The following is a 14,178-nucleotide window of genomic DNA, read 5'->3' as shown; positions in this document are numbered from 1 at the left end:
GCCATCTATGACCCATTTCATGGGTCCAATTCCGGAGCCTGCCCAATGTCGTCCCTTGCGCCGCCGTTGTCGTTCAACCCTGCGGGAATCGAGCTGGATCGTCGTCAGGGGCTGACCCGCCAGCTGTACGAAGCCTTGCGCCAACGCGTGCTGGACGGGCGACTGGCCGGCGGCACGCGTTTGCCCGCCACGCGCGACCTGGCGGCGGCGTTGTCGATTTCGCGCAACAGCGTGGTGCGTGCCTACGATCAGCTGTATGCCGAGGGCTTTACGCAAAGCCGGGTCGGCGACGGGACGTATGTCGCCCAACTGCCCAGTTCAAAAAAACTATCCACAAAACTGTCCACAGGGTTTTCAACAGGCTTATCCCCAGCCTTATCCACAATCGAGCTGAAAAACGCCGATATTTCGAGCGAAAAAGTTATCCACAGCGCGGCGCTGGAGCGCCTCGAAAACAACCATTTGCCCTTGCCGCCCACGGGGCCTCCACGGGCATTTCGGGTGGGGGTTCCGGCCTTCGACCTGTTCCCTTTTGACGTCTGGGCCAAGCTGAATGCGGCTTTTTGGCGCAAGCCGGACCTCAAGCTACTGTGCTATGGCAACCCGGCCGGGGACGAGCGCTTGCGCGGCCTGATCGCCGCCTACCTGCGCAGCTCGCGGGGCATGCAGTGTACGGCTGAGCAAATTGTGATCACCAGTGGCGCGCAGCAGGCAATCAGCCTTTGTGCACAGTTGCTGGTGAGCCCAGGTGATGGCGTGGCGATTGAAAATCCCGGCTACCGCGCCGCCGGTCATGCCTTCGCCCTGGCCGGTGCGCAGCTGCAAGGTGTGGCGGTGGACAGCGAGGGGATCGACTGCAGCGTGTTGAACGGCCTCGACAACTGCCGCCTGGCCTATGTCACGCCGTCCCATCAGTACCCATTGGGCGTGGTCATGAGCCTGGCCCGGCGCCTGGAGTTGCTGGCCTGGGCCGAACGCAGCGGTGGCTGGGTCGTCGAGGATGACTACGACGGCGAGTACCGTTACAGCGGCGCGCCGCTGGCCCCGCTGGCGGCCCTGGATCGCAGCGGGCGGGTGTTGTATGTGGGGACGTTCGGCAAAGTCGCGTTCCCGGCGCTGCGCCTGGGTTACCTGGTGCTGCCGCCGACGCTGGTCGACGCATTCGCCCAGCGCCGCGCCGTGGACGTGCGGCACTCGGAGGTCAGCACCCAGGCGGTGATGGCGGAGTTCATGGCGGCGGGGCACTTTCAGCGGCATATCCGGCGCATGCGTCGCGCTGCGCTCAGTCGACGCAACGTCCTGTTGAACGGCTGGCCGGACGAGCTGCCGGGGGTCGGCAGCCTGCCGAACAGTGCCGCGGGCCTGCACCTCACCGTGCGGGTGGACAGCCTTGCCCGCGAACAACAACTGGTGGCGCAGGCCCGCGCGGTGGGCGTGGAGGTCAATGGCCTGAGCAGCTATTGGCTGGCGCAGGCCGGGCCACCGGACGATCAACGCGCCGGCCTGGTGCTGGGCTTCGCCGCAGTGCCCGAGGCGGCGATCCGCCAGGCGCTCGCGCGGTTGCGCCAGGCCTGGACCGGTCAGGCTGAGGGCTGAGGCTTGGCTTTCAGGAACAGCGAGCGGGCCAGATGCAGACCGATTTCACTGCGGTACACGGCGATGTCGCTCAAGGGTTCGAACCGGCCGCCCATCAGGCGCTGTTGGCGGTTTTTCAGGTGGGCGGCGGTGTAGGCTTCCTCCGGCCCGGTGAGGGTGGGGTAGTGAAAGTGTGCGTACCACAACGGACGGTTCGTGTTGACGTCCACCACCGCATACTCCTGCAGGAAACCCTTGTCGCGCCCCCTGAGTCGGGTGCGGGCGCCGACAGGCGGGTCTACCGTGACGGCGCCCTCGCGCAACAGCAATTCGACGTGCGCCGCCTCCGGTGGTCGGCGCTTGAGCACCTCGAGCTTGATCCGTTTGCCTTCCCGGTAAAGCTGGGTGATCGCCTCATCAAGGCGGCGGTTAGTCAACGCAGCTGACGGCGAGGCGCTTTCGGTCTGGTTGCTGGAGGTCAACGCCTCTTCGATATCCTGGTTGGCCCGTTGCAGTTTTTTGGCGTGCTGGTGGAAGCGCTCTTCGATTTCCACCGGCAGTTGCCGGGTTTCCTTCGCCCAGGCTTCCTTGTTGGCGATAAAGGCTTCGACCCCATCGACCAGCGCCTGACCGTCGCTGATGCTGTTTGCCAGGTTACGCGCCTGGCTGCGGGAAGCGGGCTTGGGCGTCAGCTCGCGTTCGACCCAAACCCCCGGCTCCTTCTCATGGAAGGTTGCAATCACTTTGCCGGTCAGGGGTTCCTTTACGTCGACCAGCGTCTTGCCGTCTTCGTCGGGGCTTTCACGCTCTTCGCCGACCACCATCCCCTTGAAGCGCGTCTTGATGTATTTTTTCTTCGCCCTGGGGACGGTGCGCGACGGGCCCGCGGTGGGCTCCATGGCTCTGCGTTCGCGAAGCAGGGTTGTCAGTTGTTTCTCTGCGAGCCGAGCGAACTCGTCCACTTGCTTGCGCAGGTTTTCCAGGTCGGGCTTGTTGAGGTCATTGGGAAACTCGGCCGGCAGATCCACCAGGTTCTGGTCAACCCTGGAAAACTGATCCATCAGGCTGTCCAGGGTTTCGATCAACTGCTCCGGCGGCACCATGTTGCGCGGTTGTGCGGCCTCTCTGAAACTTTGGACCGCCAGCTCCGCCACATCGACGATACGGCGCAAGGCTTCCCTGGCGTCGGCGCGTGTGGCCGATGCGCCTTCGGCCACGCACAGGAAGTGGCCCAGGGTAATCTTGAACGCCTTGAGATCATCAAGGGCATAAGCGGGCAGGTGCGGCTCATGCTGCTGGATCAGCCTGACCCCGCGCGCACCCAGGGCACGAGCCTCCTTGAAGCGTGCCTGAAGGTAGCCCAGGCGCTCCGCCATGGCGTGTGTCGCGGTATACATGTTGCGGTAGTGAACGGTGGGCAAGGCTTCTTCTTCAATGCCCTCGATGTCGAGGTGGCCCTGTATGGCTTCCAGTCGTTCGCGAAACGGGATCTGTTGTTCGCTGATGGCGGAGCGCGCCAGAAACAGCTGATGTTCCAGGTAGCCGACCATGGCGTCCTGATAGTTGGGCACCGTGTCGAGAATATTCAGGGATTTGAGCTGGGAAATCGGTACGTCGAATTCTTTGAGACGCGTATCCACCTGTTCGAGAAAGGTGGTTCTGGCCGCGGCTTTGGCGTCACCCGCCGTGCGGTCGATGGCGCCTTGCAAGGCTTCAAGACCGTGCTGGCGCTGGGCCTGCTCGCTGTCGAAGGTTGCCAGTTGCCGGCGTAAATCGGTGATTTTCGGCGGCCTGAGGGCTTCGCCTTTTTTGCGCCGGCTGCGCAGGCCGCCTGCGCGTAGGCGCAAGCGCGTGTCGACGAACCATTGCCCCAGGCGATTGGCGATCAGCGGCGGGCCGCGCCGGCCTGGTTGGCGCGGATCGATGATCAACACGGTGTCGTTTTCGTCGACCATCACTTCAAACCATCGTGTACCCACCGGGGCGTACCAGTGTGAGGCTTTGGTATAGAGATGCTGATGAGGGCCTTCCACGGTCTGTTGCGTACCCAATTGATCGGGCTTGGCCTGCGCAAAACTGTCGAGGAACGTGCCCAGGTTCTGCGCGCTGCGGTTCAGGGCACCACTGATGTGCAGGGTGTGTTCGTGGTCGACGGGCAGCTCTGCCGTCGCGATATCCGGCTTTTGGACGACTTCTACCTTGACCTCCGGCGGCGGCAATGCGCGCGGCTTGGCGGGCTTCCCGATGGACGACTCGGGCCGATGCGCCGTGGCGACATGCGTCGTTAACACCATGCCGAGCGTCAGCAAGATATCCACCAGCGCCGAGAGCCCGGCGGAACGGTCACCGACCTCATTGGTGTCGACCATCTGTTGCAGGTCATCCATCAATTGCCAGATCCAGGTCGCGGCGCCCGCGGCGCGGCCCATGAACGGCAGCACGGTATTGAACATCAGCCACCCGGCGTGCTTGAAACTCTCCCAGCGCGCCTCGGCATTGGATACCGATTGGCGGTCGGCCAGGGTGACCAGCGCGTCGGCGTTGGCTCGGAACAGTGTGGCGAAGTCGTCGTTTGGCAGCACTTCCCGCCCCAGTTCGACGGGGCCGGTCATCACCAGTGCATTCAGCGGGTCGTTCAGCACACTGGTAAATACCCACGGCGAGGGCAGGCTGCCGGGAAACACAAACTGCGCGTAAGCCGTTCGCACCTTATCGGGCAGCCAAGCCAGGACCGATTGGCGCAATGGCGTGTCTTGTTTGATCGCGTACAGCAGGTTGGTCGGTGACGGGAACTGCATCAACGGTTGGTTGGACAGCGGGCGATAGAGCAGGCAAGGACCTTTTTTCGGGTCTTGAGGGCCAATGACGAACATGTTGCCGACGACGTCGACGGCCGAGCCCAGACGGCGTTTGGGGAGCAGGGACAAGCGGCGGATGACCACCGCCGCGCCGTCGACCACACGGGCTGCGCTGTCTGGATGCATCGCCGCGCAGACATAGCGATAGCCCTGTTCGCTCAGGTCGTGGACACCTCGTACTTTGTACTGCAACGCCAGTAGCGGCAGTTGCAGGCGTAATTGAGCGGTGTAGAGACGTTGCCTTCGCAGGGACTCGGCAGCGTCGTCAAGCAGCGTGCGTTTGACCAGGGCCGGGTAGTGCATGCCGACGTTCGCCTGGGTAATCAAGTGCTCCAGGTAGGCCGCCGTCATCCAGGCGGGCACCGCGCTGCCGTTTTCATAACCGACGGTTTTGTTGCCCAAGGGCAGGGCTATCAGGTTTTCCAGGGCCAACTCGGCGAGGGTAAAGGTTTGGGTCTGGGTGTTTCCCGGCACGATCAGGGTGCCCCAGGCTTGCACGCTGGTGACGCTGATCCGCACGCTATCGAGCGTCGTGCGGGCCACGCCGGGGTGGTCCTTGACCATCAGGGTGTGGATCGCATCCAGGGCAAAATCGCCGATGTGCTTGATCCCGTCATCAAAGGCTTTACCCGCGTGCCGCAGGTGCAGGGCCGCGAGGTCCATCATGTAGCGCCCGTAGGTGGCCTGATCCGACGAGGACGCGGTGAGTATCCAGTCGGGCAAGGCGCGATGTACCCAGCCGATTCGGTCTTGATTCAGCGGGGCGCGGGGGGCGATTTCGCTGCCTGGCTTGTCGTGCGCCATGGTCGGGATCAGCTCACCGCTGTTGAACGCGATTGCGCCGATTGCCTGAATCTGCAGGGAAATAAACGCACAGGCCTGCTGCTCGAAAAAGTCCCCTGAGGGTTGGAAGAGTCGCCAGTGGAGCTTGGTCGCCTGTGGAGTGGCCACTTGAATGCTCAGGGCGTCGCCAAGCGCTTGCAGGCTCTTGAAGGCGGCGTAACCGTCGGCGATCGAATAGCTGAGGATGATGTCGCGCTCGCCGAGGCGCCCGACCAGTACCGCCAATGCCGACAGGTTGAGGTGTTTGACCTGTGTGGCGTATTCCAGGTCGACGTCGATCAGATAAGCCTTGGTCGCGTATTTGTCCTGGGGCAAGCGCTGGGCGTAATCCGGCGTGTGAAAAACTGCCCTGGCGACGTTGCATTCATCCTCGTCCCAACCCTCCACGCTGTCGACATTCCAGATCGTGCGCAAGGCGTTGGCAAAGGTGCGCCAGCGTGGGCCGTTCGGGTGGTTGCTGGCATTCCAGAACGCGAGTTGCTGCTCTTGGTACGCGACGCACAGCAACGGTGCCAGCTCATTGATCAGGCGGCCGACGGAGTCCACCTTGACCGGCAGATGCACGTTCGGCCCGGTGGCGGATTGATAGATCAGGTAGTGCTCGCTGTCGAGCCAGGTGACAGGTGCGCCGGATGTTGCGCTGCGGCACAACGCGCCGGTCAGTGTTTGAAATCGCGGGGCTCCGGGCAGGATCGCCTCGGCGGTGATCTGCCAGTGCGGCGTCACCAGAAGGGTCAGATCGGGGTCGATGTCGAGATCCGGGTACAGCTCGCGCAAGCTCGAGCGCAGGGTGGCGGCCGCGACTTCGCGCAAGGAGGGGCCGGTGGTCAGTTGAGTCAACAGGTCGTTGGCACTGGGAGGCGATGAGGGCAAGGGCGGGCTCCTGACGGGCGAGGTGAGGCGGGTTGCCGACGGCAACCCAGGACCTCGACCACGTTAGGGCGCGTGCCCGTCCGGAGGTGGTAGTTAGATAGCGGGCGGCCTCTATGTCCCCGACTTGATCTTGGTCCACGCCCGCGTCCGGGCGCGCTCGGCGTCGCGGCCCAGGGGTTTGAGGGTATACAGCGTGGCCATCGCCGCCTCGGTGGGGTACAGGTTGGGGTTGTGGCGGATCGCTGGGTCAACCAGTTCCGTCGCGTCTTTGTTCGGGTTGGGGTAACCGACGAAGTCGCTGATCGGCGCGATCACCTGCGGTTGCAGCAGGTAGTTGATGAAGGTGTAGGCGTCCTGCGGGTTTTTCGCGCCTTTGGGCAGGGCGAGCATGTCGAACCAGATCGGCGCGCCTTCCTTGGGCAGGCGCATGTCCACGATCACGCCGTTCTTGGCTTCCTTGGCGCGGTTGGCGGCCTGGGAGAAGCTGCCGGAATAACCGACGGCCACGCAGATGTCACCGTTGGCGATATCGGCCATGTACTTGGAGGAGTGGAAGTAGGTGATGTACGGGCGGACTTTCATCAGCAGCGCTTCGGCTTTTTCATAGTCCTTGGGGTTGCTGCTGTTGGGGTCCAGGCCCAGGTGCTGCAGGGCCAGCGGCAGGATCTCGGACGGCGAATCGAGCAGCGCGACGCCACACTGCTTGAGCTTGCTGATGTTTTCTTCCTTGAAGATCAGGTCCCAGCTGTCCACCGGCGCATCGGCACCCAGCGCGGCCTTGACCTTGTCGGGGTTGAAACCGATCAGGATGGTGCCGTACATGTAGGGCACGGCGAACTTATTGCCGGGGTCGTTGGCCTCGAGCAGCTTCATCAGCTTGGGATCGAGGTGGTTCCAGTTCGGCAGTCGGCTGCGGTCCAGGGGTTGGAATACTCCGGCTTCGATCTGCTTGGCGAGGAACACGTTGGACGGCACCACCACGTCATACCCGGAGTTGCCGGTGAGCAGCTTGGCTTCCAGGGCTTCGTTGGTGTCGAAGATGTCGTACACCAGTTTGACGTCGGGGTTCTGCGCCTTGAAGTCTTCCAGCGCCTTGGGCGTGATGTAGTCGAACCAGTTGTAGACCCGCAGGGTTTTCTCTTCGGCATGGGCCGCGCCACCGAGAACGGCGGCGCAGAGGACGAGCGACTTGAGCATGTTCATTGGATGGACCCCTCAAAACCTTCTAGAACGTTGACGGCGTTGATGCCGATTTCTGCCACGGCGTAGCCGCCTTCCATCACAAACAGCGTGGGTTTGCCCAGGCGCGCGATGCGTGCGCCCATGGCCAGGTAGTCCGGGCTGTCGAGCTTGAACTGCGAGATCGGGTCGTCCTTGAACGTGTCCACACCCAGCGACACGACGATGATGTCGGCGTCATAGCGCTCGATTTCCCTGCACGCCTCGTCAAGCGCCGCGCTCCAGCGCGCCCACCCGGAACCGGCCGGCAACGGGTAGTTGAAGTTGAAGCCTTCCCCGGCGCCTTCTCCCTGCTCATCGGCGTAGCCCAGGAAAAACGGGAACTCCGCCTCCGGATGCCCATGGATCGAGGTAAAGAGCACGTCGTTGCGTGCGTAGAAGATCGATTGAGTGCCATTGCCGTGGTGGTAGTCCACGTCGAGGATCGCCACCTTGCGATGGCCCTGGTCGAGAAACGCCTGGGCGGCGATGGCGGCGTTGTTGAGGTAGCAATAACCGCCCATCAAGTCGCTGGCGGCGTGGTGCCCCGGCGGGCGACACAGCGCGAACGCACAGTGGGCGCCGCGCTGGATCGCTTGCTGTGCGGTCAACGCGACCTGGGCGGCGCTGTAGGCCGCTTGCCAGGTGCCGGCGGTAATCGGTGCGCCGCCGTCGAAGCTGTAGTAACCGAGCTGGCCGTGCAGGCTGGTGGGCAGCACGCGGCGCAAGGTGCGGGCGGGCCAGGTGTAGGGCAACAGGTCGCCGTCCTCGCCGAATGCGGTCCAGCGTTGCCAGGCACCTTTGAAGAAGTCCAGGTAGTCGCGGCTGTGGACACGTTGCAGCGGCGCCAGGCCAAAGTCCTGCGGGGCAAGGACCGGGCCCAGCTCACGGGCTTTGACCCGTTGCAGTACGTGGTCGGCGCGCGAGGGCATTTCGAAGCAGGGCATCAGTTGCCCGTCCATCAGTTCACAACGGCCGTGGTGCAGGTGGTGATCGTCCGAGTAGATCGTCAGCATTTTGTTGTTCTCCGCAGGCGGTATCGGTGCCTGCAGTCTTGCGGGCGGGGCGCTTTATGAGAACGGCAGGAGCGGCCAAAAGGGGATAAATCGGGCCAAATTATGTGTCCGCAATTCGCCCATCAATGGGGCGTCATGCACGAAATTGGCTCGGCGCCACGCCGCTCCAGCGCACAAAGGCATGCCGGAAGCTGGCGGTTTCGCTGAAACCCAGTTGCTCGGCGATGCGGTAGATCGGCAGTTCATCCGCCGCCAGCCATTGCTTGGCGCGCTCGAAGCGCAGTTCGTCGAGCAGTTCCTGATAACTGCACCCCAGGTCGTGCAAGTGGCGGCGCAGGGTGCGCGGCGAGCAGTTCATCTGTGCGGCCAGGCCTTCGATCCCCGGCGCGGCGCCGAGTTGGCTGGTGAGCAACTGGCGGATTCTGCCCAGCCACGCCTGGCGGCCGGTGAACTCCAGGTTCTGTTTGCGGCACCGCTCGGCCATGGCCTGGTGGGTCACGGCGTCGGCCAGGGGCAGGGGCTGGTCCAGCCAGCGCTTGTCGAAGGCGAAGGCGTTGGTGCCGGCGTCGAACTGCAGCGGGCAGGCGAAACACTCGCTGTAGCGCGCGCGATAATCCGGCGCGCTGTATTCAAAACGTGCGCCAAGCAGCGCCAGCGGCTGGCCGAGCAGGTCGTCGCAGATCACCTTCAGCGAGGCCAGGCACAGTTCGACGTTGAACATCTGCATGGCCGGGGTTTCGCGATAGTCCGCGGCGGTAAACCAGATGCGCTCGCCGTCCGCCTCCAGGCTCAGCTTGAAAAGTGTTCCCAGCAGCGCCGGATAGCGCAGCGCCAGGCGCAAAGCGTCACCGAAGGTGGCACTCGTCAGCAGCGCGTAACCGAGCATGCCGTAGGCCGATACATGCATCTGGCGGCCCAGCGCCAGGCCGACATCCCGGCGCAAGGCCACGGCATTGGCGCATACGCGCATTTCCTGATTGGTGGTAATGCGCGTGTCGGCGCGGCTCAAGTCCGCCGCGCAGATGCCGCTGCCCGCGAGCAAGGCCTCGCTGGGCAGCCCTTGGGCCTTGAAGGTGTCGAGCACCAGCGACACCGCGTTGAGGGTGGTGAGATGAGCGTGCAGCATCGACGGCTCCAACGTGTCAGGTACGGTGAAAGAGCAAGTTGTGTGCCGTCGGCCGTGTGTCAGGCGAGGTTGAAAAACAGCGTACTGGCCTGACTCTCGTTGATCTCGCTGCGGTGGAATGCCACGCGTTGTGCGCTGCTCAGGCCTTTGGTGGTGTCGGCTGCCGCGCCCAGGCTGTGTTCCTGCGGTGTCTTGAGGCGCGCGCTGATAAACGCCCTGGGCGTGGTCCAGTCGGTCGAGTAGTGGAAGTGTGCATACCACAGCACCTTATGGGTGCTGCGGTCGGTGATGGTGTATTCGTCCAGGTAATCCGGCCGGGCGGATTTGATGCGTCGGCGGCTGATGGTTTTTTTGATGCTTATCGCGTTGCGGGCCTTCAACCATTGCACGCCGGAGGGTGTCGGCGGGTGCTGTTGGGTCATCCTCAACACATTGTCTACGGATTGTTGATAGAGGGCTGTGGTGGCGTCGCTGAGGGTCTTTTTGACGGTGCTGGCCAGGGCCACGTCGCCTTGCGCGAGGTTCTTCTGGCTCAGGGCTTGCTCGATACTGCGCGTGGCTTGCTCCAGGCGCTGGGCGTGTTGATGGTACAAGTATTCGATGCCGATGGGCGTGCGTTGGGCTTGGCTGGCCAGGCCGGTGATCCGTTGTTTGAAGTCCGGTAGGCCGTCGAGCAGGTTCTGGCCGGCGTCCACGCTGGTTTGCAGGTCGATGGGCGTGTTCACCGTTTGTTCGCTCCTGGCCCGTTGCACCCAAAAGCCGTCCGGTTTCTCGTGAAACGTGGCCACCACGGTGTTGGACAGGGGCGAGCGAACATCCACCAGCCCGGTGTCCAGGCCTGTGGCGGACAATTGCGGCTCACCGACGACCATGCCGTGGTAACGGGTGCGGATGAATTTTTTCTGCGGGTGTGGCGGGGCGGGCGGCGGGCTGGGGGTGGCTCTCAGTGAGGTGCGTCGGTCGGCCATTTGCGCAAGATGGGTGCTGGCGCGTTTGGTGTACTCGCCGAGTTGCTCGCGCAGGCGGGTCAACGGTTCCGTCAGGGAGACGCTGGGGAATTCCGTGGGAAAGTCCTGCAGGCGCTCGCCCAGCACCGTGAACTGTTCGATCAGGCTGCCCAGGGTCTCGATCTGTTCGTCGATGCGCTTGTCACTGCGCTCGCGCAGGGTGTCGCGCAGGGCCTGGATGGCGATGTCGCAGGCGTCGACAATATGGTCGATGGCGGCCCATGCCAGTGGTGCGCTGAGGGTGGTGGTTTCGCGCAGGCACAGGTTGCGGGCCAAGGTGACTTGCAACGCCTTGAGGTCGCCGCTGCTGTAGGCAGGCAGCAGGCTTTTGGTGTTCTTGATCAGGCGCAGGCCTTCGCCGGGCAGGTCACGCAGTTCGTTGAACCGCGTTTCGAAGTAGTCCAGGCGCTCGATCATGCCGTGCAGTATTGCGTTCATTTGCAGTGCGTCGGGGATGTTGCGCACGCGTGCGTCGGCGGCCTGCTTCGCGATGTGGTCGAGGATTGTGCGGAGTTTGGGCGTAAAGGCTTTGAGCACTTCGTTGAGCCCGGCCCAGCTCAGGCTCAACTGAGCCTTGAGATACCCCACGGCGCTGTGCAGGTAGTCCGGCGTGGGGGCAAGTACATTCAATTCTTTCAGGTTTTTCAGGGCGGTCTCGTAGTCTGTGCGTTGGGCCTCCAGTTGATCGAGGTAAGCCCTTTGCGCGGCCTGGGCCGAGGTGGGCGGTGCGTCGACCAGTGCCTGATAAGTCTTTTCCAGGGTGTCCTGGGCGGTCTTTTTCTGTTGCTCGAAGGCGGTGATCTGCCTGCGCAGTTGGCTGGTCTGACGTTCGGCTTGCGCCCGGGCTTTGCGCTCCCGGCTTCTTGAACCGCCGCCACGCAGGCGCAGCCGGGTGTCGATGAACCACTCGCCCTTGAGATTGCCGATCAGAAAGGGACCGTTGCGCGCGGGTTGTTGGGGATCGGTGATCTGCACTTCGTCATTCTCATCCACCGTCACTTCGAACCAGCGTTCGCCGACCTGTGCGTACCATTTATCGAGCAGCGGGTAGAGGTGGCGATGGGGGCCGATGCGCGATGAGGCCTTGTTGCGCACCTTCGGCTTTTCGACCTTGAAACTGTCCAGCAGGCTGCCCAGGTCGCTGGGGCTGCGGTTGATCGCGGCCAGGGTGTGCAGTGCATGCGGGTGATTGCCTGGCAGCTCAACTGCCGAAAGGTTGGCCAATTGTTTGACTGTCACGGGCTTGGCGATCACCTCGGGCCTGGCGGCAGGTTTCGGTGCCGGCTCGTCCTTGCTCAAGGCGGGGGCTGGCGGCGCTTCGCGGCTGGCGATGTGCAGGGTCAACACCATGCCCAGGTTGAGCAACAGCCCGGCCAGGGCGGACCATTCGGCCGGTTTGTCCTTTTGCTGTTGCGCGTCGACGACCGCTTGCACCTGATCCAGGATCTGCCAGATCCAGGCGGCGGTGTTCACGGTGCGGCCCAGGAACGGCAGGGCTGCGTTGAATATCAGCCAGCCCGCCTGCTTGAACGAAGCCCAGCGACTTTCGGCATTCGACGCCGACTGACGGTCGGCCAGCGTGATCAGCGCGTTGGCGTTGGCCTTGAACAGCTCGCCGGGCAGATCACCGCTGAGCACTTGCGTGCCCAGGTCCATGGGCCCGCTCATCATCACGAGTTTGACCGGGTCCGCCAGCAACGTCACGACTGCCCAGGGCGAGGGCAGTTCGCCAGGGAATGCGTAGCGTGCGTAGTCGTCGCGCACGTTGTCCGGCAGCCAGGCCAGGACCGAGTCGCGCAGGTGGCGTGATTGGCGGATCGCATACAGCAGGTCGGCCGGTGACGGATATTGCAGCAGTTGTAATTCCGCCATCGGGCGATACAACAGGCAGGGCCCGGCGTTCGTGTCCTGGGGGCCAATCACAAACATGTTGCTCACCACGTCTTGCGTGTCGGCGCTGCGGTTTTTCGGCAGGAAGGCCAGGGGACGAAGAACGATGGCTTGCCCGTCGACCTGACGGTCCGCTGCCTCTGGCGCCAGCACGGCAGCGACGTAGCGATACCCCAGTTCGTCGATCCCGGCGTGTCGGCTCATCTTGTATTGCAAGGCTTGCAGCGGCAGTTGGATGCGCAAATGGCTGCTGTACAGGGCGCGTCGGCGGCTGGATTCGAGCGGGTTGTCGAGCAACTTGCTTTTGGCCAGGGCCGGGTAGTGTTGGCCGACGTCCACCTTGCGGATCAGCGTTTCGATGTATGCCATGGTCAGCCACGCCGGCACGGTGCTGCTGTTGCGCAAGCGCACGCTTTTGTCGCCGAGGGGCAGGCCGATCAGGTTTTGCAGGGCCAGGTCGGCCAGGCTGAAGGTGGTGGTGTCGACCTTGCCCGGCAGGGTGAAACTGCCCCACACAATCGGGCTGCGTACCTGAATCTCGATGTTCTCCAGGCGCAGGTTCGCCGCGTCGGTGTGGTCCTTGAGCATTTCGGCGCGCAGTCTGTCGAGCGCGTAGGTCTGGATGTGCGGGATGTCATCGTCGTAGGACTTGCCCGCGTTGAGGCTGTGCAGCGCGGCGAGGTCTTTCAGGTAGCGTGCGTAGAGACTCAGGTCGGTGGTGGAGGCGGACGTCAGCCAGGACGGGAGTGCGTCGAGGTAGGGTTTGAGGTCGGGTTGCTTTTCGCCGACCAGCTCTTGGGTGGCCGGTGGCAGGTTGAGTGAGGATTCGCTGGGGGCGGTGCGCCGCAGTTGCTGAGTGTCGAGCTGCCCGATGAACGCAAGCTGTTGGGCAATCAGCGTGCAAGCCTGGTGATCGAAAAAATGCCCGGTGGGTTCGAACAGTCGCCATTGGATGTCAGTGGGTGCATGGCGACCTACGTAGCCGGGCAAGCTCTGGCCCAGCTGCTCCAGCGTGGCGAATTTCTCGTAGCCGTTGAACAGGGAGTACGTGAGGATAAGCGTCTCGCCGTCGTGGTTGCCGATCAGCACGGCAATCGACAGCAGGCCCAGGTGGGTGACGGTTGCGCCATCGACCTGATCGACGTCCACCAGGTAGGCGCGGCAGGCGAATGCATCGTCGCTCTGGCGGCGTGTCAGTTCCGGCGCGGCGTACAGCGTGCGGGCCATGGCGCAGTCCTGCTCGTCCCAGCCGTCGACGCGGGTCACGTTCCACACCGAGCGCAGCGTGCTGGACAAGGCTTGCCAATGGGGGCCGGAGGTGCCGTTGCTGGAGTTCCAGAACGCCACTTGTTGTTCCTGGTAGGCGGTGAGCATCACTGGCGCCAGCAGGTTGATCAGGGTGGCGATCTGCGTGATGGGTACCGGCAAGTGCGCGGTGGGTTGCTGGTTTTTCGGCTGGATAAGGTAGTGCGCGCCTTCGATGTAGAGCGCGGGTTCACCTGAGATGGCCTGATTGGTGAGGATGTCGGTGAGGGTTTGGTGCGCGGTGGGGCCGGCGACGATTTCATCGTCGACAATGCCCCATGTCGGCGTGCCGACCATGGCGATGTCCGGGTCGATGCCCAGGTCCGGGTAGAGTTCTTGCAACGAGCGGCGTAACAGCGTGCTGGCGGCTTCCCGGAAGGCGGGGCCGACGCAGAGTTGGGTGACCAGCGTATCGGAGGGGTTGTAACGAAGGGTGGAGGTTTGTTGGCTCATGGGTTCCTGCCTTG

General features: G+C 63.4%; 6 protein-coding genes. 1 reads left to right on the top strand and 5 read right to left on the bottom strand.

Going from position 1 to position 14,178, the window contains the following annotated elements; translation table 11 throughout:
• The first annotated feature begins 45 nt into the window (after nucleotides 1-45).
• On the top strand, nucleotides 46-1,596 hold the full coding sequence (gene pdxR, locus LQ249_RS00555; RefSeq protein ID WP_169881606.1) for a MocR-like pyridoxine biosynthesis transcription factor PdxR: 1,551 nt from the start codon (nucleotides 46-48) through the stop codon (nucleotides 1,594-1,596).
• Here pdxR and LQ249_RS00550 read toward each other — a convergent pair.
• The 5 genes from LQ249_RS00550 to LQ249_RS00530 all read right to left on the bottom strand — a co-directional run bounded on the left by LQ249_RS00550 (nucleotide 1,581) and on the right by LQ249_RS00530 (nucleotide 14,164).
• Nucleotides 1,581-6,149 (bottom strand): dermonecrotic toxin domain-containing protein, encoded by a 4,569-nt coding sequence (locus tag LQ249_RS00550; protein WP_232566109.1) that lies wholly within the window; start codon nucleotides 6,147-6,149, stop codon nucleotides 1,581-1,583. The two genes, pdxR and LQ249_RS00550, sit on opposite strands and share 16 nt — an antisense overlap.
• Before the next feature lie 111 nt (nucleotides 6,150-6,260).
• Complete coding sequence (locus tag LQ249_RS00545) at nucleotides 6,261-7,352, bottom strand: polyamine ABC transporter substrate-binding protein (RefSeq protein WP_017850018.1); 1,092 nt, start codon at nucleotides 7,350-7,352, stop codon at nucleotides 6,261-6,263.
• Complete coding sequence (locus LQ249_RS00540) at nucleotides 7,349-8,383, bottom strand: histone deacetylase family protein (protein WP_128192115.1); 1,035 nt, start codon at nucleotides 8,381-8,383, stop codon at nucleotides 7,349-7,351. The genes LQ249_RS00545 and LQ249_RS00540 overlap by 4 nt, the downstream gene beginning before the upstream one ends.
• 133 nt (nucleotides 8,384-8,516) lie before the next feature.
• Entirely contained in the window at nucleotides 8,517-9,509 is a 993-nt protein-coding gene (locus LQ249_RS00535; protein WP_017850016.1) for an AraC family transcriptional regulator, read from the bottom strand.
• A gap of 59 nt (nucleotides 9,510-9,568) precedes the next feature.
• Nucleotides 9,569-14,164 carry a hypothetical protein gene (locus LQ249_RS00530; RefSeq protein WP_232566108.1) on the bottom strand — a complete coding sequence of 1,532 codons (4,596 nt, stop codon included), beginning with the start codon at nucleotides 14,162-14,164 and terminating at the stop codon, nucleotides 9,569-9,571.
• Nucleotides 14,165-14,178 lie beyond the last annotated feature (14 nt).

The sequence above is a fragment of the Pseudomonas sp. 7-41 genome, from assembly GCF_021233075.1.
GTDB lineage: Bacteria > Pseudomonadota > Gammaproteobacteria > Pseudomonadales > Pseudomonadaceae > Aquipseudomonas > Aquipseudomonas veronii.
This window is presented reverse-complemented; position numbering and strand designations above follow the sequence as displayed.